This window comes from Tessaracoccus massiliensis, from assembly GCF_000826065.2.
Classification (GTDB): domain Bacteria; phylum Actinomycetota; class Actinomycetes; order Propionibacteriales; family Propionibacteriaceae; genus Arachnia; species Arachnia massiliensis_A.
On the sequence record NZ_LN623539.1, the window covers coordinates 123,418 to 149,519 of the forward strand.

The 26,102-nt window shown below is 62.7% G+C and carries 20 protein-coding genes; 7 read left to right on the forward strand and 13 right to left on the reverse strand.

Translation table 11 applies throughout. The annotated features are described in order from the left end of the window. Window positions 1-15: 15 nt before the first annotated feature. The 5 genes from BN1186_RS02455 to BN1186_RS02475 all read right to left on the reverse strand — a co-directional run bounded on the left by BN1186_RS02455 (window position 16) and on the right by BN1186_RS02475 (window position 5,668). Window positions 16-414: a hypothetical protein gene (locus BN1186_RS02455; RefSeq protein ID WP_040282221.1), complete on the reverse strand. Its 399-nt coding sequence runs from the start codon at window positions 412-414 to the stop codon at window positions 16-18. A gap of 65 nt (window positions 415-479) precedes the next feature. Continuing rightward, a complete protein-coding gene (purB, locus tag BN1186_RS02460; protein WP_040282223.1) occupies window positions 480-1,910 on the reverse strand; it encodes an adenylosuccinate lyase in 1,431 nt (476 codons plus the stop codon). Window positions 1,911-2,171: 261 nt separating this feature from the next. Further along, the gene (locus BN1186_RS02465; RefSeq protein ID WP_180349000.1) at window positions 2,172-3,020 is read right to left on the reverse strand and encodes a MaoC family dehydratase; all 849 of its coding nucleotides are present in this window, start codon (window positions 3,018-3,020) and stop codon (window positions 2,172-2,174) included. Between the two features lie 15 nt (window positions 3,021-3,035). Next, on the reverse strand, window positions 3,036-4,424 hold the full coding sequence (locus BN1186_RS02470) for a 3-oxoacyl-ACP reductase (RefSeq protein ID WP_052459679.1): 1,389 nt from the start codon (window positions 4,422-4,424) through the stop codon (window positions 3,036-3,038). A gap of 2 nt (window positions 4,425-4,426) precedes the next feature. Next, complete coding sequence (locus tag BN1186_RS02475) at window positions 4,427-5,668, reverse strand: acetyl-CoA C-acetyltransferase (RefSeq protein ID WP_040282227.1); 1,242 nt, start codon at window positions 5,666-5,668, stop codon at window positions 4,427-4,429. Between the two features lie 92 nt (window positions 5,669-5,760). On the opposite strand from BN1186_RS02475, the gene BN1186_RS02480 reads away from it, so the two are divergent. From BN1186_RS02480 to BN1186_RS02490, 3 genes are all read left to right on the forward strand, one after another. Beyond that, window positions 5,761-6,396, forward strand: coding sequence for a TetR/AcrR family transcriptional regulator (locus BN1186_RS02480; RefSeq protein WP_040282229.1), 636 nt, complete (start codon window positions 5,761-5,763; stop codon window positions 6,394-6,396). 8 nt (window positions 6,397-6,404) lie between these two features. Further along, a complete protein-coding gene (locus BN1186_RS02485) occupies window positions 6,405-8,330 on the forward strand; it encodes an acyl-CoA dehydrogenase family protein (RefSeq protein ID WP_052459680.1) in 1,926 nt (641 codons plus the stop codon). Between the two features lie 164 nt (window positions 8,331-8,494). Further along, the gene (locus tag BN1186_RS02490) at window positions 8,495-10,354 is read left to right on the forward strand and encodes a polysaccharide biosynthesis protein (RefSeq protein ID WP_218975383.1); all 1,860 of its coding nucleotides are present in this window, start codon (window positions 8,495-8,497) and stop codon (window positions 10,352-10,354) included. 4 nt (window positions 10,355-10,358) lie between these two features. Here the strand turns inward: BN1186_RS02490 and BN1186_RS02495 are convergent, their stop codons facing one another. Both BN1186_RS02495 and BN1186_RS02500 read right to left on the reverse strand, forming a co-directional pair. After that, the gene (locus BN1186_RS02495) at window positions 10,359-11,834 is read right to left on the reverse strand and encodes a lipopolysaccharide biosynthesis protein (protein ID WP_082031070.1); all 1,476 of its coding nucleotides are present in this window, start codon (window positions 11,832-11,834) and stop codon (window positions 10,359-10,361) included. Further along, window positions 11,835-13,289: an O-antigen polysaccharide polymerase Wzy family protein gene (locus BN1186_RS02500; RefSeq protein WP_040282233.1), complete on the reverse strand. Its 1,455-nt coding sequence runs from the start codon at window positions 13,287-13,289 to the stop codon at window positions 11,835-11,837. Window positions 13,290-13,397: 108 nt separating this feature from the next. On the opposite strand from BN1186_RS02500, the gene BN1186_RS02505 reads away from it, so the two are divergent. After that, the gene (locus BN1186_RS02505) at window positions 13,398-14,504 is read left to right on the forward strand and encodes a glycosyltransferase (protein WP_246043227.1); all 1,107 of its coding nucleotides are present in this window, start codon (window positions 13,398-13,400) and stop codon (window positions 14,502-14,504) included. On the opposite strand, the gene BN1186_RS02510 is transcribed toward BN1186_RS02505, so the two are convergent. From BN1186_RS02510 to BN1186_RS02535, 6 genes are read right to left on the reverse strand one after another with little or no spacing between them, the layout of a single operon-like run. After that, entirely contained in the window at window positions 14,465-15,724 is a 1,260-nt protein-coding gene (locus BN1186_RS02510) for a glycosyltransferase (RefSeq protein ID WP_040282236.1), read from the reverse strand. The genes BN1186_RS02505 and BN1186_RS02510 overlap by 40 nt on opposite strands. Then, window positions 15,717-16,922: an ATP-binding protein gene (locus BN1186_RS02515; RefSeq protein WP_074436893.1), complete on the reverse strand. Its 1,206-nt coding sequence runs from the start codon at window positions 16,920-16,922 to the stop codon at window positions 15,717-15,719. The genes BN1186_RS02510 and BN1186_RS02515 overlap by 8 nt, the downstream gene beginning before the upstream one ends. Beyond that, window positions 16,919-18,112, reverse strand: coding sequence for an ATP-grasp domain-containing protein (locus BN1186_RS02520; protein ID WP_040282238.1), 1,194 nt, complete (start codon window positions 18,110-18,112; stop codon window positions 16,919-16,921). The genes BN1186_RS02515 and BN1186_RS02520 overlap by 4 nt, the downstream gene beginning before the upstream one ends. 14 nt (window positions 18,113-18,126) lie before the next feature. Continuing rightward, window positions 18,127-18,696, reverse strand: a complete 570-nt coding sequence (locus tag BN1186_RS02525; RefSeq protein ID WP_218975384.1) for a sugar transferase — start codon at window positions 18,694-18,696, stop codon at window positions 18,127-18,129. A 35-nt stretch (window positions 18,697-18,731) separates the two neighbouring features. Next, window positions 18,732-19,916, reverse strand: coding sequence for a DegT/DnrJ/EryC1/StrS family aminotransferase (locus tag BN1186_RS02530; RefSeq protein ID WP_040282240.1), 1,185 nt, complete (start codon window positions 19,914-19,916; stop codon window positions 18,732-18,734). Beyond that, complete coding sequence (locus tag BN1186_RS02535) at window positions 19,913-21,355, reverse strand: tyrosine-protein kinase domain-containing protein (protein ID WP_074436895.1); 1,443 nt, start codon at window positions 21,353-21,355, stop codon at window positions 19,913-19,915. The genes BN1186_RS02530 and BN1186_RS02535 overlap by 4 nt, the downstream gene beginning before the upstream one ends. 186 nt (window positions 21,356-21,541) lie before the next feature. Here BN1186_RS02535 and BN1186_RS02540 point away from each other — a divergent pair, with 186 nt between their 5' ends. From BN1186_RS02540 to BN1186_RS02550, 3 genes are all read left to right on the forward strand, one after another. Continuing rightward, complete coding sequence (locus BN1186_RS02540; protein ID WP_139650764.1) at window positions 21,542-22,264, forward strand: SGNH/GDSL hydrolase family protein; 723 nt, start codon at window positions 21,542-21,544, stop codon at window positions 22,262-22,264. Between the two features lie 25 nt (window positions 22,265-22,289). Further along, window positions 22,290-24,230, forward strand: coding sequence for a dTDP-4-dehydrorhamnose 3,5-epimerase family protein (locus BN1186_RS02545; RefSeq protein WP_052459683.1), 1,941 nt, complete (start codon window positions 22,290-22,292; stop codon window positions 24,228-24,230). Window positions 24,231-24,320: 90 nt separating this feature from the next. Further along, window positions 24,321-25,673: an IS256 family transposase gene (locus tag BN1186_RS02550; RefSeq protein ID WP_040282205.1), complete on the forward strand. Its 1,353-nt coding sequence runs from the start codon at window positions 24,321-24,323 to the stop codon at window positions 25,671-25,673. The last annotated feature ends 429 nt before the right edge of the window (window positions 25,674-26,102 follow it).

Consider the following 26,102-nt stretch of genomic DNA (forward strand, 5'->3'; position numbering starts at 1 on the left):
GGCTACCGAGTGCCCTCACTGCACCCGGACACCCTGCGCGGAGCCTTCTCCCTCAACCGCCATGCTGTGGATGCCGATCATGCCGAGGAAGGTGGTGCGGTAGGTGCCGCGCACCGTGACCCGCGCCCCGGCCTGCTCGGTGAGGTGGACATCGGCGGTGTAGCCGGATGCCTCCGCGAACCGCTGAGCGGCGCTCCTGCCCGCCCCCACGTCGAGGGTGGGGCCTTCCTGGGTGAGGACCACTTGGTGCGTGGCGGCACGCGCTGCCTGGGCGGCCACCTCCCGCGCCTCCTGCTCCGCGGCTGCATGCCCGGCGAAGTCGACGCCAAGTCCGATGGTCACGATGAACGCGGGCATCGCCACTGCCGCCCACACCGACAGCGACAGCCCTCTCTCATCTCGACGCCTACCCATGCCCCCATTCAACATCGACGAGGGGTCACCGCAAGGCCAGCCGGGGAGGCTGTGGATAACCTGCGTCAGAGCACGGAGCCGGGGCGGTACGCGGCCGCCTCGGGATCCGCCTCGACCACTTTAGCCACACGCTCGGCGACCCTGGCGACCTGCGCCTGCGCCGTGCCGGCCAGTTCCAGGGGGCTGCCCACCAGGTTGCCCAGCTCCTCACGCGTGAGGCCGAGGCGTTCGTCGGAGGCGAGCCTGTCGAGCAGGTCGTTGGTGCGGGCGCCCTTGCGCAGGTCCAGCGCGACGGCGACGGCGTGCTCCTTGATCGCCTCGTGCGCAGCCTCGCGGCCCACCCCCTTGCGGACGGCTGCCATCAGCACCTTGGTGGTGGTCAGGAACGGCAGGTAGCGCTCCAACTCCGCCTCGATGACGGCGGGGAAGGCGCCGAAATCCGCCAGGACGGTCAGGAACGTCTCGAAGAGCCCGTCGAGCGCGAAGAACGCATCCGGCAGCGCGACGCGGCGCACCACGGAGCAGGACACGTCGCCCTCGTTCCACTGGTCCCCGGCCAGTTCGCCGACCATGGACACATAGCCGCGCAGCACCACGGCCAGGCCGTTGACACGCTCGCAGGACCGGGTGTTCATCTTGTGCGGCATCGCCGAGGAGCCCACCTGCCCCTCCTTGAACCCCTCCGTGACCAGCTCGATGCCGGCCATCAGGCGGATGGTGGTGGCCACGTTCGACGGCGCTGCGGCGATCTGCGCGAGGGCGGTCACCGCGTCGTAATCCAGGGAGCGCGGGTAGACCTGCCCGGTGGAGGTGAACACCGCGGCGAACCCGAGCTCGTCGGCGATGCGCTGCTCCAGCTCCGCCAGCTTCTCGGCGCTGCCGCCGAGGAGGTCGAGCATGTCCTGCGCCGTGCCGACGGGGCCCTTGATGCCACGGGCCGGGTATCGGCCGATGAGGTCGTCGAGGCGATCCAAGGCGACGAGCAGCTCGTCGGCCGCCGTCGCGAACCGCTTCCCGAGGGTGGTCAGCTGCGCGGCGACGTTGTGCGAGCGGCCCGTCAACGGCTGATCGGCGTACTGCGTGGCGAGGCGCGCCAACTCCGCCAGCGCGGCCACGACCCGCACCCGGATCACTCGCAGCGAGTCGAGCACCTGGAGCTGTTCGATGTTCTCCGTGAGGTCGCGCGACGTCATGCCCTTGTGGATGTGCTCGAACCCGGCGAGGTCGTTGAACTCCTCGATGCGGGCCTTCACGTCGTGCCTGGTGACCCGCTCACGCGCGTCGATCGACGCCAGATCGACCTGGTCGATGACGCGCTCATAGGCGGCGATCACCTCGTCGGCATCTGCGCCGCCGAAGTCGACGCCCAGGTCTCGCTGGGCGCGCAGCACGGCCAGCCACAGCTTCCGCTCGGAGATGATCTTGGCCTCGGGGGCCCAGATGTCGCGCATCTGCGTCGACGCGTAACGGTTGGCCAGCACATTGGGAACGCTCATAGCTCCTAAGCCTATCCCCCTGTCTTCCCCGGCGGTCCTGCCGCTGCGCCAGTTTGGAACCACCGGCGCGGCCGGCGCCGGCGCATGCGCGAGGACCCACTGTGAGCGCGAGTCAGACCGCTTCGTGGTACTGGCCCCCGGCCTTCAACGACGCCAGGCAGTTGGTGGACTACTACGAAACCGTCGGCATCCCCTGGTGAAACAGCTCCACCACGCAGGGCTCCAGCCACTCCCGTCCTCGGAACAGGACTCTGACGCGCGTCACTGAGCAGACAACTCACCCACCAGGTGCGGCTTGCCGTCCTTGTTGACGACGGCGAACCGCCACTGGTCATCGCGGCGTTCGGCCGCGTAGCCCACCTTGCCGGGCAGGAGGATGGGCTTGGCGAACTGCACCTTGACCTCGTAGCCGTCGGGCAGTTGCCCGCCCAGCGCCGCGACGGCCCGGGCATGCGTCCACATGCCGTGGATGATGGGCCGCGGGAAGCCGAACAGCTTGGCGGTGAGCGGATACAGGTGGATGGGGTTCGAGTCTCCGGAGACCTTCGCGTACTGACGCCCCAGATCCGGCGCGAGGCGCCACTGCTGAGACGGCGGCACCTCGGGCGCCGACAGCCGCACCGCAGCGGCAGGTTCGCCCGGCACCTTCGCCCCGGTGGCCAGGTAGTTCGACGAACCACTCCAGACGAGGTCGTCACCGGAATGGATCTCGCCCACCATGTCGAAGACCGCGCCCTTCGCATGGGGTTGCAGATTCTCGGCCCGCACGGCCATCCGCAGCTTCTCCCCCACCCGCACGGGGCGGTGGAGCCGCATGGTGTTGGTGACGTGCACCAGGCCGGCCAGCGAGAACGGGAAGTCCTCCTCGGCCATCAGCGCGGCCTGCAGCGGGAAGGTCTGCACGTGCAGCCAGGTGGCGGGCACCTCGTCGCGCAGGGTGAACCCCGTCACCTTGCAGTAGTCGGCCAGCCGGCCGATGTCCTGCTGCTGGTCCATGATCAACAGGGACCGGTTCGGCAGCTCGGCCCTGCGCCCCTTCTTCGTCACCGCGCCGCTGAGCGCCTTGACCAGCAGCTTGTTGACGTCGGGCATCGTGCGTAGTTCAACCACGTCGCGGCTCATCTCTCACGCCCCCACGAGGTTCTGGCCGCACACGCGGATCACCTGACCGTCGACGCCGCCGGAGGCAGGGTCGCACAGGTACGCGAGGGTCTCCGCCACGTCGACGGGGTTGCCTCCCTGGCTGAGCGAATTGGTGCGTCGGAAGATCTCGCGCTGCACGAACGGGATGGCCGCGGTCATCTCGGTCTCGATGAACCCGGGCGCCACCGCATTGGTGGTGATCGGCCGGTCGGCCAGTTCGTCGCGCATGGCCCACACCAGGCCCATCACGCCGGCCTTGGAGGCGGCGTAGTTGGTCTGGCCCTTGTTGCCCGCCACGCCGGAGGTCGACGCGATGCCGACGATGCGCGCCTCGTCGCCGAAGCCGCCGGGCACGTCGTTGCCGAGCAGGTAGTCGTTGATCCGGATCTCGGCGGCGAGGTTGACGTCGAGCACGGAGCCCCACAGCTTCTCGTCCAGGTTGGCCAGCATCCGGTCACGCGTGATGCCCGCGTTGTGCACGATCGCCCAGATACGCGCGTCCGCGCCGTGCACACGTGCGATGTGCGCCGCGATGCGCTCGGCGGCGTCCGTCGCGGTGATGTCGAGTTGCAGCGCGGAGCCCTTGATCTCGTTGGCCACCTTGGCCAACGCGTCCCCGGCGGCGGGGATGTCGACGGCGACCACCTGCGCGCCGTCGCGTGCGAACGTCCTGGCGATGGCGGCGCCGATGCCTCGTGCGGCGCCGGTGACCACCACGACGCGGCCGTCGAACGGCGTGTCGGTGAGCTCGTGGGTGATTTTTGCAGGGCCCACGCGCCAGGTCTGGCCGGAGACGAACGCGGAGCGTCCCTCCAGCAGGAACGACAGCGTGGAGGCCAGATCCGAGGCTCCGGCCCCGCCGTGCACGAAGACGAGGTTCGACGTGGAGCCGGCCCGCAGTTCCTTGCCGACGGTGCGGTTGATGCCGTCGAGCCCCTGCGCCACGGCCTTGGCCTCCAGGCCCTCCACCTCGGAGGCGTCGGTGGCCAGGATGACGATGCGGCCGGAGGGCTCGAGCCCGCGCATCACGGGGCGCAGCAACTGGCGCACACCCTCGAGCTGCGCGATCTCGCGCACGCCGGTGGCGTCGATGACGATGGCGCCGGGCTTCTGCTGGTAGCGCGGCGGCTGGGCGCGACCCTTGTCGTCCTTGGTGCGGTTCTCGGCCACGTCCAGCAGCGGCTGGCCGGGTGTGATGCCCAGCAGGGAGAGGGTCTCGCGGGCGAGACCTCCGCCGTCGAGCTTACCCAGCACAACGGGCCCGGTGGGCGTGGTGCGCCCGCGCCGCAGCCGCGGCGGCTCGGACAGGCCCAGCTTCTTGGCGACGAACTTGCCGGCGGGGGTGCCGTAGATCATTACGAGTGCGTCCATGCTCATGCCTCCAGAATTGCGACGATGCCCTGGCCACCGGCCGCGCAGATCGAGATGAGGCCGCGCGAACCCGGCCCCTTCTCCGCGAGCATCTTGGCCAGCGACGCGGCGATGCGGCCGCCGGTGGCGGCGAACGGGTGGCCCGCGGCCAGCGACGAGCCCTTGACGTTGAGCTTGGCGCGGTCGACCGTGCCCAGGCCCTGGTCCTCGAGGGACTTCAGCGTGGCGAGCACCGTCGAGGCGAAGGCCTCGTGGAACTCGTAGAAGTCGAAGTCCTGCAGCGTCAGAGCGTTGCGCTCCAACAACTCCGGCACGGCACGCGCGGGCGCCATGAGGAGGTCTTCGGAGCCGGTGACGTAATCCGACGCGGCGACCTGTGCGTCGACCACCTTGGCCAGCACGGGCCAGCCCTTGGCGCGGGCGTGCTCCTCTTCGGCGAGCAGCACCAGAGCGGCGCCGTCGGTCAGCGCGGTGGAGTTACCGGCGGTCATGGTGGGGTTGTCCTTGCCGAAGACGGTGCGCAGCTTGCCGAGTGCCTCCATCGTGGTCTCGGGGCGCAGGATGCCGTCCTTGGCCACCCTCAGGTACGGGGTGACCAGGTCGTCGAAGAAACCCTCGTCCCAGGCGCCGGCGAGGCGGCGGTGCGACTCGTAGGCCAGTTCGTCCTGCTCCTCGCGGGTCACCCCCCACTTCTTGGTGGTCAGCGCCTGCGACTCGCCCATGCTCAGCCCGGTGCGGGACTCGACGACACCCGGGGGGACCGGCATGAGGTCAGCGGGGAGGATCCTGCTGATCGCGGCGAGCTTGTCCGGCAGCGACCGGGCGCGGTTGAGCTTGAGCAGCGCCTTGCGCAGGGGCTCGGTCACGACGATGGGGGCGTCCGACGCGGAGTCGACGCCGCCTGCGATCGCGACGTCGGCCTGCCCCAGGCGGATCTTGTTGGAGGCGTAGACCACGGATTCCAGGCCGGTGGCACAGGCCTGCTGCAGGTCGCAGGCGGGGGTCAGGGGCGACAGGGAGGAGCCCAGCACGGCCTCGCGCGTGAGGTTGAAGTCTCGCGTGTGCTTGAGGACTGCGCCGGCCACCACCTCGTCGACCTTCTGGCCGGCGAGCCCGAAGCGGGCGACGAGCCCGTCGAGCGCCGCCGTGAGCAGGTCCTGTGCGGATGCGGCGGCGTACGTTCCGCCGGCCTTGACGAAGGGGGTGCGGTTGCCACCGACCACCACTGCGTTGCGTGGGTTCATGTTGAGGATTCCTCCGGACGTTCTGGTCAGGTTCACAAGTTATCTGTATCCGAGGGTAGCAGGTACGAGTAGTTTCGGATACTGTGAGTTACATGAACAATGCTGAGCCGGTCGCCGACGGGCGGGCCACGCGCTGGGAGAAACACAACACCCAGCGCCGCCGCGCGCTCGTAGAAGGCGCGGTCAAGGCGATCCGCCAGCACGGCCCCGGCGTCGGGATGGATGAGATCGCAGCCATGTCCGGCACGTCGAAGACCGTGCTGTACCGCCACTTCGGAGACAAGGCGGGGCTGTACCAGGCCGTCATCGACTCGGTGCACGACTTCATCCTGCGCAAACTCCCCCTCGACGACGCCGAGCACCTCGACCCGGTGGAACTGGTCTCGACGGTGGCCGACGCCTACCTCGCCGTCGTGGAACGGGACCGCAACCTGTACTTCTTCGTCGCCTCGCGCCCCACGGGCGAGACGCCCACATCAGATCCGGTGGGCTACATCACCACCCGGATCGGGGACCGGGTGGCTGAGGCCATGAAGGCCTGGCTCCGCAGGGAGGGGCTCAGCGAGGACCCCGCCAACATCTGGGCGCACGGCGCCGTCGGCTACATCTGGGCGGTCGCGGACCGGTGGATCGTCACCAACCTGCGCCGCCCGCGTGCCGATGTCGTGGCCTACATCAACCAGTTTTTCGCACCAGCTTTCACCGCACAGAAGAACACAAAGGAGTGACACCGCACATGACCATCACCCCCACCGGCGAAGGGCTACGCCGCGCACTGGACGGCCCGTTCCATGACCTCAAGCAGCGCTGGCGCACCGAGATCAGCGCCGACGACGTCGTGCGCGACACTGCGCTGTCCATGGAAGAGGCCCGCGAATGGACCCTCGACCGCATCAAGCGCCTCGCCAGCCGCGAGTTCGTCACCGCGGGCTTCCCGGCCGCGCAGGGCGGCACCGGATCGTCGGCCGAATCCGTGGCGAACTTCGAGATGATGGCCATGGGTGACCTGTCGCTGACCATCAAATCCGGCGTGCAGCACGGGCTTTTCGGCGGCGCCATCACCAACCTCGGCACCGCCAGCCACCACGAGCGGTTCCTCCCCGGCGCGATCGACGTGTCGCTGCCGGGCTGCTTCGCCATGACCGAACTGGGCCACGGCTCCGACGTGCAGTCCATCGAGACGTCGATCACCTGGGACCCGGAGACCGCCGAGTTCGTCGTCCACTCCCCCAGCCCGACGGCGGCGAAGGCCTACATCGGCAACGCCGCCCGCGACGGCCGTATGGCCGCGGTCTTCGGCCAGCTGTGGGTCGACGACGAGCACCACGGCGTGCACGTGGCGTTGGTGCCCATCCGCGACGAGCAGGGCAACCCCATGCCGGGTGTGACCATCGGGGACCACGGCCACAAGGGCGGCCTGCTGGGGGTTGACAACGGCACCATCTCGTTCGAGCACGTGCGCGTCCCGCGCGACATGCTGCTGGACCGCTACGGCGGCGTGGGTGAGGACGGCAAATACCACTCGAAGATCGAATCGATCAACGCACGCTTCTTCACCATGCTCGGCACGCTGGTGCGGGGCCGTATCTGCGTGGGCGGCGGCGCCGCGTCGGCCGCCCGTAAGGCACTGAGCGTCTCGGTCAACTACGCCGACCGTCGCCGCCAGTTCCGCCAGCCGGGCCTAGGCGAGGAGATCCTGCTGCTGGACTACCTGCAGCACCAGCGCAGGCTGCTGCCCAACGTCGCCCGGGCGTACGCGTTCGGCTTCGCGCAGAACGAGATCGCGCTGCAACTGCAGCGCATCATCGACGCGGACGGCTCGGATCCGCAGGCCGCCCGCGAGCTGGAGACCCGCGCGGCGGGCATGAAGTCAGCCATCACCCGCTGGGCCAACGACACGCTCCAGGAGTGCCGCGAGGCCTGCGGCGGTGCCGGCTACATGTCGGACAACGGCATCACGCTGTCGCGCCAGGACGCGGACATCTTCGCCACGTTCGAGGGCGACAACACCGTGCTGATGCAGCTGGTGGCCAAGGCGCTGCTGCTGGACTACAAGTCCACGTGGGGCGACATGGATCTGCGCGGCACCGCGCAGAAGACCGCCAAACTGCTGGGCGGGCGGTTCCTGGAGCGGACGACGGCCCGCTCGGTCATCGACCGCCTGGTGTCGACGGCGAACCGCAAGTCCGAAGCGGATCAGCTCCGGGCCCGCGGCTGGCACGTGCAGATGTTCGAGTACCGCGAGCAGCACATCGTCGAAGGCTTGGCGCAGCGGATGCGCGCCGCGAGCAAGGAGAAGTCCTTCGAGGCGATCAACGCCTGCCAGCCGCACATGATCGAGGCGGCCAAGGCGCACGTCGACCGCGTGGTGCTCGAGGCCTTCATCGAGGGCATCGAGGAATGCACAGACGACTACGTCAAGGCCATCCTCATCAAACTCTGCGACCTCTACGCGTTGACCACCATCGAGGCCAACCGGGCCTGGTTCCTGGAGCACGAGGTGTTCGACGCGCGGCGCAGCAAGTCGATCACGTCCGCCGTCGACGAGCTGTGCGGCGAGTTGCGCCAGCACTCGCGGGCGCTGGCCGAGGGCCTGGGAGTGCCGCAGGAGTGGACCATCCACCCCCGCACCGCCGTCCCGCCTTTGATCCCCGCCCCTTGAGCGGCACGAGGGGCTGCGGAGGGTGCAAATCAGCACTGTCAGACCTCGCGATGCGCTGCCCCTCCTATCCCACATACATGAACGGAAAGGGAACGGAGTTCACCTCGTCACTGCACCTTGGCTTTCTTGGCGGGGCCGCTCAATAGGGTTTAGGCTCTCTGACCATGGGCATGGGGACTCAAGAAGCGAGCACAGGTATGACAAGCACGTCTACAAACAACGGCTTCGGTAAGAGTCTCTACCGAGTTCCCGTTTTGTGGCGGCGAATCGCGTTGATATCTTGGGACGCCTTTGCTTGGGTTATCGCCCTGCTTTTCTTCACCCTCATCCGCTACGATCTCGGGCTCTCCAGCACCCAGTGGCGCATGGCGCTCCTCTACACGGGGGCCGCTGTGGTGGCCCAAGTCCTTGCCGGCCTCTTCACCCAGCACTATCTAGGGCGGAGCAAGATCGGCAGCTTCACCGAAGCCACGTGGGCGGGTGCCATCGTGCTCGTCATCGCTGTTGTGCTCGCCCTCGTCTTCGGCGTGATCAGCTCGGACATTCCGCGCGGCATCACTCTGGGCGTTCCACCCGTTGCTCTTCTCGCCATGGCCGCAGCGCGCTGGCTGTTCCGCAGCATGGTGGATGCCCGCCCCCGGAACGCCCGGGCCGACGCGATCCCAGCCATCGTCTATGGAGCCGGTAACGCGGGCTACCAGGTTGCGCAGCTGATGGATCTGGCCGAGGAGCCGCCCTTCCACATCGTCGGATTCGTCGACGACGACAAGGGCAAACGTCACCTTCGCATTCGCGGCGCACGGGTACTGGGCCGCGGCAAGGATCTGGTCCAAGTGGCCCGCGAGACTGGTGCGGAAGCGGTCATTTTGGCCATCTCCTCAGCGAGCCCCAAGCTGATCACGAAACTGAACGAAACGGCCCGCGCCAACAATCTTGATCTCATGGTCATTCCCCCCCTGCGCGAAATGGTGGGTGGGCAAATGACGATCGGCTCGCTGCGCCACCTCAATGTGGCTGATCTTTTGGGCCGCCGTCCAATCCGTACCGATTTGAGCGCCATCGCCGATTACATCACCGGCAAGGTGGTGCTCGTCACAGGCGCCGGCGGATCAATCGGCTCGGAACTCGCCGTTCAGGTGAACCGCCTCGGTCCCTCGAAGCTTGTGCTTCTGGACCGCGACGAATCCGCCCTTCACGGCGTCCAACTCGCCATCTATGGCAACGGCCTGCTCGACACCGACGACATGGTGCTGTGCGACATCCGCGACGAAGACGCCCTTCGCGAGATCTTCCAGACGCACCGCCCCGAGGTCGTCTTCCACGCGGCTGCACTCAAGCACCTCCCAATGCTCGAGCGGTTCCCCTTCGAAGGATGGAAGACCAACGTCCTGGGCACCCGCAACGTTCTGCGCATGGCTCACGAGGTTGGCGTTAAGCGCTTCGTGAACATCTCCACAGACAAGGCAGCCGCTGCCACCAGCGTGCTGGGGCGGACCAAGCGCCTCGCCGAACGCCTCACGGCGTGGTATGCCAACGGATACCAGGTCCCCTACCTGTCGGTTCGCTTCGGCAACGTCTTGGGCTCGCGGGGCTCGGTTCTGATCTCCTTCCGCACGCAGATTGAGCAGGGTGGCCCCGTGACGGTGACCCACCCAGACGTGACGCGATACTTCATGACCATCCCCGAAGCGTGCGAGCTGGTGCTGCAGGCTGGAGCGATCGGAGAGCCCGGCGACGTCCTGGTGTTGGACATGGGCGAGCCGGTCAAGATCGTTGATGTCGCCAAGCGCATGATCGCCGAGTCAGGCAAGGACATCTCCATCAAGTTCACTGGGCTTCGCGAGGGCGAGAAGATGCACGAAGTGCTCTTCAGCAACCAAGAGACTGGCCAATCTAGCCGGCACCCCCTTATCAGCGAAGTTTACGTACCACCACTTAACCCAGCATATCTAGCTCCAGAACTTGATTCCGATGAAGTGCTCGGGATCTTGGACACTGAACCGACGCTCTTCCTCAGGCCATAGTTCATCACCGACGGCCAAATCGTCGGTTTGCGAGGGCATCTCGGACAAGCTGAACCGAGCCCTTTAGGTGATCACGGGTCGCCTGCGCTGCCACCAGCGGAACGAGCATCGCTACAGTACCAACCAGCACACCGATCAGGATCGCTGGCGCTCCGCTCAAGGCTGGCGCGACTGATCGAACGACAACCCAGCAGGCAGCCCCACCCAACAGGGCGGAAGCTATGATCCAGGTCCCCTGGACGAGGAACTTGCGGACCGGAAGGCCAGTGGTTCGCCCAAGCCAGAAAAGGCTAATTGGCCAGCCTGCAGCGAGTCCGAGCGCGTAGCCCCACGCCACTCCAGTCAAACCAAAGAAGGACCCCGCGATGAGAAACAAGACGGAAAGTGGCTTGGTGACGAGATCACACTGGAGCAACTGTTTGCTTTGCTGGTTGGCGATGAACCCCCACCAGGCTACTGTTCCGAGCGATGACGCCAGCCCACCTACTGCCAAGACCTGAAACACAGGAATGGTTGGCCCCCAACCAGCGCCAAGCGCGAGAGGGATCAACTCCTCGGCGGAACCAGCTGCCATAGCGAAGATCCAAGCCATTGCAGCTCCGATAACAAACTGCACCCTGAGAAGAATGGGAGCGTAGGCACGTCCCTCGTTCTGCGCCTTGTTCATGAGCGGCACCGCCACATGTACGAGAGGCGAAACAAGCCTCGAGGCTGGCGCCTGCAAGAGTTGATACCCTCGGTTGTAGTAGCCCAATGGGAGGGCTCCCAGCCTCGTGCCCAGAATGAAGGTATGGGCATTATTCTGCAGAAAACTCATGGCATACGCCGCCCCGTACTGTGCTCCAGCGCGAAACATTGCCGCCGATCCATGGCCACGCCTTGGGCGGCTCGGCAGCCAGCGTGTAGCGACTATGCGAAGCAAGAGCAGGACAGCCGCCGCAACCAATTGTTGAGCGACAAGCGCCCAGTAACCGGCCCCGGCCAGCGCCAAGACAATCGCAGCCCCAAGCCCAGCGGCCTGCGAAGCGACATCAGTCCCTACCATCGCTTTGTAACGCAGCTCCCGCGCCAGCCGAACTTGTAGTTGAGCACCAATCCCGGTGATGACAACGACAAGGGCCATCAATGGAACGAGGTGCGCAAGGCGCGGCTCTGAGTACAGGGCCACAATTGCGGGAGTTGATAGCGCTAACCCTCCGCCAGCCACAATCGCGAGGGATACGCTCATCCAAAACAGATTGGATGCCTGCTGGTTGGTCAACTCCCGGGCATGAAGCGCAACGGTGGGCATCCCTGAGTCCCTCAATAGACTTCCCAAAGTCACAAAAACCGCGACCATCGCTAGGAGGCCAAAGTCCTCAGGCCTAATCAGCCGAGACAGAACGACCACAGCTACGAACTGGATAACAGCGACCGCTGCACTCCCCAGCACAACTACAGCGCCTCCACGTGCACCGCTCGCTTGCTTTTCAGTCGCCATCTAGATCGCTCTTTGGTGGGCACGTGAGGCACTGCGGGTGCGCTTCGGCTCATTGGACAATCGTTGGTTCAGCATCGCGACCAATGCGATTGCAGACACCCCAACCAACGTGCTAGGAGCGACAATTGCACTGACAAACCCAGTTGCTGATCCCCTGGGAGACCAGAGGATGCTCTGAATTGCGATGAAGCGCACCGCATCGGCGACTACTGAGGATCCGCCCGCTCGATCAACCCAAGCGATCAATAGTCCGATGACGATCGAAACCACCAATACCCCGCCGAAGCCAAAGTCGACGAAAGCCTCTGCAATGTAGGACGAACCCGTTGCCTGCCCATCCAAGTATCGCTGGCCAAGGACGAGGTAAGACAGTGAGTGGCTGAGCGAACCGCCTTCCATGGCGCGCGTAACAGAGTTGCCCTCGAAGACTGTCTGCCCAGCAATCCGGGCTGGTATACCCCTGTGCAAGAACTCAAGGAGATACTGTTGCTCCGGCAGAGCGTCCCCGTAAAGCGCAACGTTCTCCAGAACCTTGACAGTGACTCCTTGCCCATGAAAAAACTCAGGCACGGCCGACAGAGAGAACCCCGAGGCATTGCCGACACCACGCCACGACTCCAGGCCCGCGAAGAGCACCAGCAGTAGCGGTAAGAGCAGCAACGCCGGCAGCACACGTCTCCGAGTCACCCACGGGTCTTCGGGAGTGATTCGGTTACGGACCAACCCATAGCACAAAAGAAACAGCAAAAGGACGGCGAGTTCTGCGCGTCGCCCGGTCAACAGGTGAAGGCCTGAGTACATGCCCCATAACACGAGCGGCACGAGAGCCGTGCGCAGTCGCGGCATCGTTGCCAAATAGATTGCGAAGGCGACGGCGGCGAGTTCGGAGCTATACGTCAGAACAGTTCCGACGACCCCCCCCTGACTGGCAGCAAAGCTCTCCGTATAGGTCGCCGCATACGAACTCGAGCGGACAAACAGCACGTCTAGTACCACGGACACGATCGCGAGAGGCACGGTGAGAGCAAATGCAAGCAAAGCAGCCGATCGCACGCTTTCACGCGAGATCAGGGCTCCACGAGACGCGTCTGCCGCGAGCATCGACGCTGCAACTCTAGAGTCAGGTGGGCGCCTCCGAGCAACAATGGGGAGGAAGTATCCCACAGCCAAGCCAAGGAGGCTGATGACCAACATGGCCGAGATCAGGGCATGCGCCTCCTCCGAGACCTGTGGGGGACTGAGCTTGAACACCCGTTCAAAAGTGTCGTAGGTCATGAGGAACAGAAAGAAGCAAAGCAAAAACCCTGCGAAGAAGGGGCGTTGCGTCAGTCTCGACAGGGCTACAAAAAGGAGATTCATCCAGCAGAAGAGGACGAGGGACCAGACGCCCGTGGCCCCCGACGCCAAAACCAGCACGCCCAAGATCAGGTTGGCCGCCAGCCACACAAGGGCCATCGGGCCACCTCCTACCGGCTTGAAGCCACCCTATCATAGCCCCTGCGAGCCAACTTGTGAAAGACTGAGCCACTGACCCGCACGGCCCAAAAGGAGATGTACGTGTCGATGAAACCAAGACTACTCATGGGTGGGATGACCGCCAACCGTGGCGGCAAAGAGGCATTCATGATGAACGTCTTCACCGCACTCAGCGATGACTTCTCGTTCCACTTCTTGGCCGATCAGGATGTCGCGATTGGGGCTGAGATCCTATCCTCGGGCGGGACAATCCATCACATTACTCCCCGAGGACGCCACCCCTTGGCCTATTTGCGAGACATCAACGCTGTCATCGCGACAGGAGGGTTTGAAGCAATCTGGTTGAACCAAACAGTCGTCAACTCCATCGAACCCCTTCTGGTGGCCAGCTCCCACAAAGTCCCGATCAGGATCCTTCACAGTCATTCGAGCCAGAATATGGGCAGCCCGCTTACCGGACTGCTCCACGCGGCACAACGTCATGTGGCCCCATATGTCGCCAACCGTCTCTTTGCGTGCTCGGAACCGGCGGCCCAGTGGTTCTACGGTAAAAGGCAATATACTTTCATCCCCAACGCCATCGACGCCGACCACTTCCAATTCAACCCACCACAGCGCTTGGGCGTCAGAAGGAATCTGGCGATCCCAGCGTCAGCACTTGTTCTTTCGCACGTAGCACGGATGGGGCCAGAGAAGAACCATTCCTTCAGCCTTGAAGTACTTAGTGCTCTGCGCAACCGCAACATCGATGCGCATCTTGTGCTGGTTGGCGATGGAGCGGGCCGGAAACAGCTTGAGGAACTTGCTTCCCGAGAGGGCATCGCGCGTTTCGTACACTTCGTTGGCATGCAGCCCGACGTAGCCCCGTATCTCGACGCGTCGGACGTCTCAGTATTGCCTTCTACATTCGAAGGCCTCCCGTTCACTGTGATCGAGGCCCAGGCAGCAGGTCTGCCGGTACTCGTATCAGACGTCGTCACACGCGAAGCCGCTGCCTCCAGCACCGTGGAGTTCCTACCCCTCAGTTCAGGGCCGGACCACTGGGCAGACCGTGCTGTAAAGGCCGCGCGAAAGGGAAGGAACCCAAACCCACACCCTCTCCGCAGCACGGCCTTTGACCTCAAGAACAGCCGGCATTTCCTGCTAGATGCGATCTACGCGTCAGATAGCAGTTCGGCGACGAAACTTCGGTAGTTATCCGAGGCACTATAAGACTTCTCCCATTGAGTGCGAGCTTGTCGGCACATCTCCTGCCAGCGATCATCAGGCAAGATCGCAAGCCGATGGATCGCCTCAGCTATCGCGTGGGGCTCTGGGTCACTTGGCAAGAGAACGCCGTTGACTCCATCGACCACGATCTCTCCGACCCCACCCACATCGGTCGCAACGACTGGCACGCCAAAGGAGCTAGCTTCCATCATTGAAACTGGGACTCCTTCCGACGAGCTCACATTCACTAAGACGTCGAAAGCACCCGCCGCATAGGCCGCGAGGACCTCGCTGTTCGCACGGTGCCCCATGAATCTCCAAGAGACCTTGCCATCCAAGAGACTCTCGGCCAGCGCGACAATCTCGCCTTCCACCGGCCCCGCCCCGAAGTGAGCCCATTCGACCTCTCCGTCAGGCAGCTCAGCAAGTGCCCTGACAATCAACTCGACGCGTTTGACTGGGACCAAGGTGGAACACGACACAATACGAAGCGGCCCACCGGAGCGCCGCCTCGGAAACGCGCCAGGGAGGTCACTGGTGCCGAGTCGCGATACGGCCATTTTCCCAGCATGTTGCGGGTGGCGCCCCTGAAGATACTTCAGCCCATGATCCGCGACCAAATAGATCCTATCCAGGCATCTTCCAACCGTGATATCGCGCATTGGAATATAGGAATTATCCGCGAACTCCTCATACAAGTCAGCTCGATGGGCACGTGCCACACGATGCGCCTTCAGTCCGAGCCTTCGTCTCACCACTTCGGCCAGATAGGGCTGATACGCCATCCTATAGGAGTAGAGGACAACACTGTCGTCGTCAAACAAACTCGAAGAAGCAACCAACTTGCTGACGACCTGCCGTGCCTCATCAAGTGCTCGGCTCAGGAATACGAGCAACTGGATGAGCCGGCCAACAGTAAAGCGGTGGGCTTTGAAAAGATGAATAACCTCCCGATAGAAGTCCCTATTGCCAAGCACGCGAACAGCCCTGAGCGCGTAATAGATCTTCGACCTGAAAGGGATGCGGTGAACCTGAATCTTAGGATCAAGCCCCTTCAGTCGATCGCTAGTAACATCTGGGCGCACAGAAAGGGAAAAAATGTGGACCTGATCGAAAGCAGTCAGATACTCACATTCTGTCTCCAGAAAGGGCTCCCAGGACGAAAACGGAAACTGATTCGCAAAAAGCAAGAGAACTTTACTCATGCTGAGCAGCCTTCAATTCGATACGATAAGCCTCTAGCGCGTTGTCCATACGCAGCCGGGCTTGCTCCTCAGAGGCACCGGTGGTCATGATTTGACCCACACAATGACCCGAGTGACTAAACCCTTCTAGCACGTCGCCCGCAGTCTTGAAAAGCACGATCTCCGCGGAAGGTTCCTTACTCTTGTCCACCACCACCCTGCCGATTGTCCCATGCAACTCAGGCTCGGCCAGCATCCGGACGACAACATGCGGAGCGGCTACAGCACCCCAATCGACTTGGGGGGAAAGACCCATGGCGACTTGGGCCAGAACCTCATAGTAATCGATGCCAAAGTACGCGGACACCATCTCTGGGAGGCCGTTGGCACCAACACGGCCTGATAGCTCGATTACGAAGACCTCATCGCCACGAACAATTAGGTCAACATTCACCGCACAGTTGTCCAAACAGACGGCCCGTATTGCCGCGACAATCTGTTCATGTGCCGAGGCTTGCAGCTCCGCGGAGAGACTACACGGCACTGAATGCTCGATCGGGATGGCAGTCGCTGCCTGAAACACCCCATCGTCGTGCAGCAGCACGAAAACGATCTGGCCATCGACGACAAGAGCTTGAGCCCCGAACTCCAGACCCTCGATGAATTCTTCAACAATTACGGACTTCCGGCTCGACTGACTGGAGGCATATAGGAAAGCTGCTTCGAGGGAAGCACGTTCACGCACGACAGCAATGCCCTTACTACCCTGCAGATCCGTAGCCTTAACGATAACCGGCATCTGAAGTTCTGATACCGCACTCATCAGTTGCTCAACGCTGGCGACCACTGAAAACCTTGCGGTGTTGACCCCGCCGCGCACCAATGATTGCTTCATCAGTGTCTTGTCACCACAAATCGCTGCAGTTTCAGTAGTCAATCCCGGAAGATTCCGTGCCTCACAGAGTGCCGCGAGTGCGTCGAGTCCAGTGTCCGCGCAAGAGGTTGCTACCCCAGAGATCGCATACGCTTCCGCAGCGACCCGCACTGCCTCAGGGTTAGAAATGTCTGCATGCAAGACTTCGTCAGCCAACTCCAGCCCAGGGGCTGACTGCGAGGGCAACGATGCCACTAGGGTACGCATTCCCAGATTCCGCGAGGCCCTAATCAGCCCCACTTGTCCTCGACCAGCACCGAGAACCAGCATCGCGCCTTGTTTCATGATCCACCCTCCTGCTCAACGCCCCGAATCAGCCTGAGAACGCGGTCAGCATTCGCCTCAGCTTCTTGGCGAGTGTCAGCCCCCACTATCACATGTCCAAGCCGATCCACACTGCTTCGAATCTGCCGCTGGTCATGCGTACTCTCAATGTGGATCGCTTCCACGCCAGGGATCCGTTGGAGTTCTTCAATCGCCCGAGGTTCTGCGATGTCCGGCGACAGCGCAGCAAGAAAACGAATGGCGCTAGCGCGGTCGAACCGCCGGTCAAGCTGCGGCTCGAGACCAAGGCTGATCTCGACCAGTGCCTCAACCATATCTACGCCCGTGGAAAGTGACACCAGATGGGAGGTGATGAAATCGCCACCCAACCGCGCACCAATCTCGATCATTCTAGGCCCGTCAGAGGTCACCATCATTTCGGCGTGGACTGCACAGTGATCGAGGCCCAATGCCTGCACACTCAAAACAACTAGGCGCTGGATCTTTTCCAACATGTGCACCCCGACCGCGGATGGCTGAGTGTGCCCCATCTCTACGAAATGCGGTGGCCCCGTTGTGATCTTGTCCGTGACAGCCACCACGTGTACGCGGCCATGAATTACGAACCCCTCAACACTAACCTCTTGTCCCTGCAGATACTCCTGCGCGATGACTCGGCCATCTCGGCTCGAGGCCATGGAGTAATCGAACGCCTCCCTAAGTCCGGAAAGATCATGGAGCAACTTGACCCCACGGCTCCCAGAACTGTCCACCGGCTTGAGGATGAACGGCACGGGCCATGCGTCAATGGCTCGTCGCAACTCCTCTTCAGAGCTGCAGACAGCGGCCCTCGGAGCTGGGACCGAGAATCGATTGAAGGCCTCAGCCATGAGGCCCTTGTCGGTAGCGGCATAGGCCGACGCACGCGAAGGTCCAGGCAAGCCTAGAGCTTCGCACACCGCCGCTACTGACCGCATGGGAAGGTCTGTTCCCATAGTTAGCACTCCAGACGGCCGGAACTGGGCTGCAACGGCCACAACGCCATCTGAATCGGTCGTGCTCACCTCGAAGAATTGATCAGCGACGCTTGCGCCAACAGCCTGAGAATTCTGGTCGACAGCCCCAACGATGTAACCCATTCGCTGTGCAGTCTCGATCGCTGGCAATTGTAGCGTCGATGCTCCGATCACAAGGACTCTAAGTGGCTCCACAGCAACCCCTCCAATTATCTTTGGGCGTTGATGTTCTTCGCCGTAATGACAGACATGACAGTCTTTAGAAGAATCCGGAAATCAAGGACAAAACTGAGTTCATCGACGTACCGTGCATCCAGCATATACTTCTCTGCCGTCGTCCCAGAGTTGCGAAGTTCAGCCTGAGCCCATCCGGTGATTCCAGGACGAGCACGAAGTCGCTTCCGCTCGATGTCGGTCAATTCATCCCATGTCTGACGTGTGAGATTCGGCCGCGGTCCAACCAGACTCATATCACCTTTCAACACATTAATGAGTTGGGGTAATTCGTCGAGGGACGCGCCTCTCAGCACCCGGCCCACCTTGGTTACTCGAGGATCCGAGTCGCTGGTGACCGTAGAAAGATCAGCGTTACGCAGTTCAGGCGCGTTGACCTTCATGGTGCGAAACTTATACATGGTGAAGTGACGTCCATCCATGCCTCGGCGCTGGCTGACATATAGCGCCGGCCCACCGTCGCTCAGCCGTATCAAAGGAACCAGTACAACTGAAACTGCGGCAAACAATGGCAATGCTGCCAACGAAGCAACGATGTCCAGCACCCGCTTTCCGTAACGCGGATACAGTCTCATTCTGCTCACCGCAATCCTATGGTAGACATGGCATGCCTCAGCTCTGTTATCACGAAGTGCACATCTTCATCCGTCATCAAAGTATGCAGCGGTAGGGACAAGACGCGCTCATACTGCGCCTGTGCGTGCGGATAGTCAGCCATCGAGAAGCCAAGAGAGCGGTAAGCAGTTAGCATGGGCAACGGCTTGTAATGCACATTTGTGGCGACTCCCGCACCGGCCAACATCTCGATGATCTCGTCACGATATTCGGCACAGCGACCGAGATCGGTTAGTGCCAGATGCGCGCTCGACCTCCAATCACGACCGCGGTGAGGAAGGACCGCGAGCACGTCCGACAGGCCGTCTGCGTACATTTCAAGGATCTCGTGGCGCCGAGCAATCATCTCCTCGTAACGTCTGAGCTGTGACAGCCCCAGCGCCGCGAGAACATCGGGCATGTTCCATTTATGGGCTGGTTCGAGGATGTCATACTCCCACCGGCCCGCCTTTGACTTTTCCAAAGCATCTTTATCTTGGCCATGTAAGGCTAGGCGACGCGCTGTTTTTTCGAGGAATTCATCATCAATCGAGAGGCCGTCCCGCCACCCGAGCGCTCCACCCTCAGCCGTTGTCAGGTTCTTGACCGCATGGAAGGAAAAAGCAGTGAAATCTCCCAGTTGGCCAGCACGGTACTTCAGTCGCGTGGCCCCCAAAGAGTGAGCTCCATCGACAATTACGGCCGGCCTTCCGAGCGGCAGGTCTTCCGAAGAAAAACGTCGTCCCAACTCCTCTCGCAGCTCCTCGGCCGCGAAGGGCACACCAGCTAGATCGACGACCACGACAGCTTTTGTCCGACTTGAAACACAATCCAAGATCTGGCTGATCGACGGGACGTACTGACCCGGTGCCGAATCGACCAGCCGCAAGGTGGCGCCCACATGGAGAACAACGGAGGCTGAAGCGGTGTACGTGTAAGAGGGAACGACCACTTCATCGCCCGGACCGATGCCCAGCAGTCTGAGCGCGACCTCTAGAGCAGCAGTGCATGAGTTGAGGCAAACTACGCCAGCCGCGCCAGTGTAGTCGGCGAGGCCTGACTCAAACTCTCGCCCAACCGGACCCGTCGTAATCCACCCCGACCGAAGGACGGCAGCCACGGCCTCGATGTCCTCTTCTCTGATATCGGGTGGTGAAAATGGAACTCTCATAAACTCGACTCCGTCTCAGAAGCTGGGGTTTCTGGCTTGCGCTGGCCGGCCTCACCGGTCGACCCACCGACCAGGACTCGAGATGCCTTATCCCCATTGTGTCGCACGTAGTAACCACCGTATCCAGCGTTGAGGTTCTGCGGCACGTCGTTGAGAACCACACCTAGAAGCGTCACCTTGCCTGCCTCAAGCAGCGCCTGCGCGGCTTCGAATTCATGGCGCTTAACTTTCCCAGAACGTGCCACGACAATTGCGCCGCTGGTCCGAGCGGAAAGAACTACAGCATCAGTGACCGGAAGCAATGGGGACGCATCAAAAATAACGTGATCAAATTCACGCTCGACAGTCGACAGCAGGTGAGACATGGCCTCCGAGCCCAGCAATTCGCTGGGATTCGGCGGAATCGTTCCCGCAGGAAGGACGGAGAGATTCGGGCTTGCTGGGATGATGAGATCCTGCAGCGCGCCTCGCCCGGTTAACACATCCGATAGCCCCAGTTCGTTATCGAAGTTCATGCGAGCGGCCACTTGGGGACGCCTCAGATCGGCATCGATCAAAAGGACTGACTCCCCAGCCTGGGAGAGAACGCGCGCGAGATTCACCGATGTCTCGGTCTTTCCCTCCGATGCTACGGAAGAGGTGACAACCAAAGAGGGGCGGCGCTCACCCCCGAGCCCAATGAAGCCAACATTGGTCCGCAGCCGCCGGTATGCTTCCGAAGTTGCCCACTGATCCCGCGAGGCGGGCAGGCGAGCGCCGGCGGGCGACTCTCGCCTACCAATCGTGCCTAGCAGTGGAGCATCGGAGAGATGCTCGATGTCTTCCACCGTCCGAACCCTCGTGTCCAGCAGACTGCGGACGATGGCTTGCCCAACTCCCAGCGCCAATCCGATCAATAGCCCCAAAGCTAGGTTCGTCACGGGGCGGGGCGATGTCCTCTCGCTGGGAGCAAGGGCGCGATCAATCAGAGTCGCAGACACCAAACGCCTGCCGTCCGCAGTTGGAGGAGCAAGAGACTCAACGGCATTCGCCAGGCTTTCGGCCACCTCATTGGCAATCACAGCCGCCATCGCTGGGGCTCCATCGGATGCAGCAACGCGGACGATGGATGTACCCGTGGGAGACGTTACTGAAATCTTACCCGCGAGTTCCTGAGCACTAATATCGAGCGCTAGCTTTTCAACAACAGGCTCGAGCACGACCGCACTGGTTGCCACCGAAACAAACGATTTTACTTGGCGCTCAGCGTACGTGGCGCCCTGCGCCAAATCTCCAGCCGAGTTGCCACTGTCGACTGTGAGATAGAGAGACGCTGTCGAGGTATACACGGGCTTCTGCAGCAGGGTGATGGCCGCCACCGTAGCGACGGCAAGCAGCACAACGGCCGCAGCACTTCGCCAATAACGCCTCAGGACTTGAAGATATCGCTGTAGTTCCATTGACGACGAGTTCCCCTTACAGAATCGCACTGGCAGGACCTCCCGTTGGCCCGTCCTGCTCACTCACGCGAGTTCTTATAGTATGGCGTACTGTCCACGAAGACGAACAGCGACGAGCAAAGTCTCTCAAACAGAACGGGCCGCATAAGATTGAACCGCTCAAAACTCAGCATCATCGGACTGGTCGTGCTCGCACTTCTCGCTGGCGTTCTCTCGCTGGCCGCTCTCAGACCCCCTTCCCCTACGACCACAGCCTTGCCGCAACCCGCCGTCAGCCCCACAACGGCGTCCACCGATCAGGCGTCCACGCCGGTGGCTTCAGAACCGATCGTCACCCCATCATCCGAGTCCAGCCCTCCCGCCACGCCGACGAAGGCGGAGTCACCGTCCACTGACGCGACTACGTTGTTGGTGGTCGGCGATAGGTATTCACTCGCTGACGCGCCCGGATCTTGGGTCGACGCTGCCGCCGGCGAGCTGGGATGGGAGGTCATCAACTTCGCGAGCCCTCAGCGTGGCTACCTCTCCGATCCCGCTGATTGCGACGTCAAGCCTTGCTCCAGCTTCACCGGTACCGTCGACGCCATTGCCGCCAAAAGGCCTGACATAGTGGTCACCTTCGGGGGTACGGCTGACGGAGACCAGGATCTCCGCGAAGCTGCTGCCACCTACTTCGAGGACCTCCGAACCGCTCTTCCTGATGCAAAACTCGTGGCCGTGGCACCCATCACGACCGACGACGAGTGGCCCTACTACCTCACCATGCACGCCAGGAGCATCCGTGCCGCCGTCGAAGCCGTCGATGGCACGTTCATCGATTCCAAGCGAATCGGCCTCGGCGACGGAGAGGAACTGTCCGAGGAATCCCAGCGGGAGCTCGCAAAAGTCATCATCGAGGCGCTGCGCTGAGATCGTCTCAGCCTAGGGAACAGCTATGGACAACAACCTGCAGATCCAACGCACCCAGATCCCTGGGCTGCTCCTGATACGTCAGAAGTCTGTGCCCACGCAGGACGGTTGGTTCATCGAGAACTGGCACCGCGGGAAGATGGTGGCCCAAGGCCTACCGGACTTCACACCCGTCCAACACAACGTCACCCGGGTCTTCGCGCGGGGTGTCACCCGCGGCCTCCACGCCGAACCATGGGATCGCTTGATCAGCCTGGTCGGCGGCCGCTCGTTCAGCGCCTGGGTGGATCTGCGCCAGGGCGCGGGCTTCGGCAAAGTCGTCACTCAGGAACTCACACCGTCGGTGGCCGTCTTCGTCCCGCGCGGCGTGGCCAATGGCCATCAGGTGTTGGAGAACAACACCATCTTCAGCTACCTCATGGAACAGCAGTGGACCGAAGAGGCATCGAAGCAGTACGCTTCGGTCAACCTGTTCGACCCTGAACTGGGAATCCAATGGCCACTTTCGCAGGCCGAGTCCCTCGTTGTGCGGCGCGACCAGCTCACACCAAAGCTGGCCCACGCCACTCCCCTCCACGAGCGGCAGACGCTCCTCGTCGGCGCCGACACCCCCCTCGGCCAGGCACTCGCCGAGGAGATGCCGACAGCCAGGCAAGTGTCGAGCGACGACATCCTCTCCGCCGAACGCTCCGACGCGGGGCTCGATCTCTCATCATTCGACACGATGGTCGTTGCTGAAGGGCCGCTCCTGCGCGGCGTCCCAACCGCTCCCTGGGCACATCGAACCTGGGGCGACGCCGTCGAGCACGCCCAGCGTCTCACCGATGTGGCCCGCCGTCACCACATGCGCTACGTGTTCGTGTCGCAGCCACCCGCCTTCGAGGGCAATTCCACGGAACCCGACGAAAGTGTCAGCATCAGCTTGGCCAGCGCCGCTGGCCAAGAGGCCGCTGTCGGCGAACTCATGGCTGCCAGTGTCCCGCGCCACCTCATCATCCGAAGCCAATGGGTGTCCGGCCAGACCACGATCGGCCTCGTCCCGGACGTAGCCGTCGCCGCTCGCACCGGACGCACGGTGGAGGTCCCTGACGGGATGTATGGCCGACTCACCTTCGCCGATCGGCTCGCCGCTGGCATCCAGCACCTCCTCGACACCGGCTCCGAGGCCGGGACCTACAACATCACCGGTGACGGTCCTGCTTCCTCCCTCAAGGACGCCGTCGGCGCCATGCTGCAGCTTCTTGGGGGTAGCGCATCGTCCATCAGCACAGTGCCAGCACCTCAGGGCGTCGGCTCCAACCCACTGGCCATCAGACGGCTCAAGGAGACTGGCTTCCGTCCAGGCAACGCTCAGCTCGACATGCAGGATCGACTTCGGCCCCCACGCCGAATGGCCGACATCCCGCCGAGCCCCTCGGAGGGCGGCTCAGAGGGTCCGTTCAAGGTGCTGTTCGTCTGCACCGCCAACATCTGTCGCTCTGCTTACGCCAACGTCATGGCAGACGCGGCAGCGATCCCGGGCGTCGAGTTCAAATCCGCTGGAACGCACGGACTCGTCGGCGAATCCATCGACCCACCCCTCGCCACGATCGCCGAGCGCAACGGAACAACCCCAACCCATGAGGCGCAGCAACTCACGAAGACGTTGGTTGACGAAGCCGATCTCATCCTCACCATGGGCAACGAGCACCGTCGCTACATCTTGGACGTATGGCCGCAGGCAGCACGCAAGGCGTTCGTCATCGGCCAAGCCGTACGTCACCTCAAGGAAGCCCCCGCCGAGATCAACTTCGATCTGGTCCAAGATCATCTCTGGAAGAACCGAAGCACTGCACCTGGTGACGAGGTCGCAGACCCCTATCGTCTTGGGCCGGAGGCTGCAGAAGCCTGCGCCACGCAGCTTGACGGGTACATCGCGGAGCTGAAGGCCCGCTTCACGGCGATGCATGATCTGGAAGGAGCATGAACTTCCTTCGCGGCGATCTCACACAGAACATCGGACGGGGGTGTCAAATGGTCTGTGTAAGAGGTCAAGCCGATCTGAAGGAGATTGACTATGACTATGACCAAGAACAACGACAAGCCGGTTAGCGAGGCCGGGCAGTTGCGCCGTGAGTTGATCGACGACGAACTGCTTGATGCGATGTTGGCCTCGACCAGCGAACGGGGGATCTCGTTGACTGGGGAGGGTGGGTTCCTGCCCGAGTTGATCAAGTCCGTGTTGGAGCGCGGGATGAGCGCGGAGCTGACCTCGCATCTGGGCTACGAGAAGAACGACCCTGCCGGGAGGGGTTCGGGCAACTCGCGTAACGGCACCACACCTAAGACCGTCGCCACCGAAGTCGGGCCCATCGAGTTGGATCGGCCCCGGGACCGTAACTCCACGTTCGTGTCCAGGCTGGTGCCCAACGGGCAACGGCGCCTCGGTGGGCTCGAGGACCAGATCATCAGCTTGTATGCCGGCGGGATGACCATCCGCGAGATCCAACACCACCTCGCCGCCACGTTGGGCACCGACTTGTCACACGAGACCATCTCGAATGTAACCGAAGCGGTGGCCGACGAGGTCGCCGCCTGGCAGAACCGGCCCTTGGAGGCGTTCTACCCGGTGATCTACCTCGACGCACTGGTGGTCAAGGTCCGTGACCAGAACCGGGTCGTCAACCGGCATGCCCACATCGCGGTCGGGGTCGACCTCGACGGCATCAAACACGTGCTCGGGATCTGGGTCCAAGCGAGCGAAGGCGCCAAGTTTTGGGCAGCGGTATGTGCCCAGCTCGCTAACCGCGGCGTTCAGGACGTGTTGATCGTGTGTTGCGACGGGCTCACCGGCTTCCCTGAAGCGATCGAGGCGACCTGGCCTGGCGCGCTGGTGCAGACCTGCGTGGTCCACCTGATCCGCGCCTCGATGCGCTACGTGTCCTACTCGGACCGCAAGGCCGTGGCCGGGATGCTCAAACCGATCTACACCGCCATCGACGACAACGACGCCCTGATGGCGCTGACGGCGTTTGCCGACTCGACCTTGGGCCGCAAATATCCCATGGCTGTCAAGACTTGGGAAGATGCCTGGGACCGGTTCATCCCGTTCCTCGAATTCGGGCCCGCGACCCGCAAGGTGATCTACACCACCAACTCGATCGAGTCGTTGAACTATCAGATGCGAAAGATCATCAAGAACCGCGGCCAGTTCCCCAACGATGCCGCGGTGGTCAAACTGCTCTGGCTCGCGATCCGCAACATCGAAGACAAACGGGCCCGCGAACGCGCGAAAGAAGCCGGCCGACCCAAGGGCCAACCCCGCAACGCACCGGCCAAACTCGTCGAAGGCGCCACCGTCCAAGGCTGGACCAAAGCCCTCAACGAACTCGCCCTACGCTACCCCGAACGATTCCCCCAAACCATCTAAAACCGACCACTTACACAGACAACTTGACAAGCTCCATCGGACTCGCCCTCGTGGCCGTCGCAGCCGTCTCGCTGTCCGTCATCGCGTTCATGTCCGGGGGGACCGTCCCAGGTCGACATCCACGCCGTCGACCGCCAGCCCAACGCCGATCGCAAGCGAATCACCAGAGTTGAGCCTCTCCCACAGCCCGAGCGCCGAATCGGCACCACCGTCATGGACGCAGGTCTCCAGCACCCCTCCAGTGGACAGAGCCCCCGTCGAGCCGAGCAACCGCCCAATTCGCAGCACGCGCCCGCGCCCGGTCACCCAGACACGGCCAGTTCATGGTACGCCAACCCCGAGTCAGTACTCGCCGACCACGCCGTGGCCTGCCCCAACCTCAGAACCCGAAATGCCTGTCCGGACGACCACAGCACCGTCCAGCTCAGC

Excerpts from the sequence above, each read along its gene's own strand:
- BN1186_RS02500 (WP_040282233.1), bottom strand. The coding sequence starts at position 13,289 with ATGGCCCTTGTGTGGCTGGCGGCCAACCTGATCTTGGGCGTGCTGGTT.
- BN1186_RS02485 (WP_052459680.1), top strand. The coding sequence starts at position 6,405 with ATGACCATCACCCCCACCGGCGAAGGGCTACGCCGCGCACTGGACGGC.
- BN1186_RS02515 (WP_074436893.1), bottom strand. The coding sequence starts at position 16,922 with ATGAAACAAGGCGCGATGCTGGTTCTCGGTGCTGGTCGAGGACAAGTG.
- BN1186_RS02495 (WP_082031070.1), bottom strand. The coding sequence starts at position 11,834 with ATGGCGACTGAAAAGCAAGCGAGCGGTGCACGTGGAGGCGCTGTAGTT.
- BN1186_RS02480 (WP_040282229.1), top strand. The coding sequence starts at position 5,761 with ATGAACAATGCTGAGCCGGTCGCCGACGGGCGGGCCACGCGCTGGGAG.
- BN1186_RS02505 (WP_246043227.1), top strand. The coding sequence starts at position 13,398 with ATGAAACCAAGACTACTCATGGGTGGGATGACCGCCAACCGTGGCGGC.
- BN1186_RS02535 (WP_074436895.1), bottom strand. The coding sequence starts at position 21,355 with ATGGAACTACAGCGATATCTTCAAGTCCTGAGGCGTTATTGGCGAAGT.
- BN1186_RS02470 (WP_052459679.1), bottom strand. The coding sequence starts at position 4,424 with ATGGACGCACTCGTAATGATCTACGGCACCCCCGCCGGCAAGTTCGTC.
- BN1186_RS02545 (WP_052459683.1), top strand. The coding sequence starts at position 22,290 with ATGGACAACAACCTGCAGATCCAACGCACCCAGATCCCTGGGCTGCTC.
- BN1186_RS02475 (WP_040282227.1), bottom strand. The coding sequence starts at position 5,668 with ATGAACCCACGCAACGCAGTGGTGGTCGGTGGCAACCGCACCCCCTTC.
- BN1186_RS02510 (WP_040282236.1), bottom strand. The coding sequence starts at position 15,724 with ATGAGTAAAGTTCTCTTGCTTTTTGCGAATCAGTTTCCGTTTTCGTCC.
- purB (WP_040282223.1), bottom strand. The coding sequence starts at position 1,910 with ATGAGCGTTCCCAATGTGCTGGCCAACCGTTACGCGTCGACGCAGATG.
- BN1186_RS02530 (WP_040282240.1), bottom strand. The coding sequence starts at position 19,916 with ATGAGAGTTCCATTTTCACCACCCGATATCAGAGAAGAGGACATCGAG.
- BN1186_RS02550 (WP_040282205.1), top strand. The coding sequence starts at position 24,321 with ATGACTATGACCAAGAACAACGACAAGCCGGTTAGCGAGGCCGGGCAG.
- BN1186_RS02455 (WP_040282221.1), bottom strand. The coding sequence starts at position 414 with ATGGGTAGGCGTCGAGATGAGAGAGGGCTGTCGCTGTCGGTGTGGGCG.
- BN1186_RS02490 (WP_218975383.1), top strand. The coding sequence starts at position 8,495 with ATGGGCATGGGGACTCAAGAAGCGAGCACAGGTATGACAAGCACGTCT.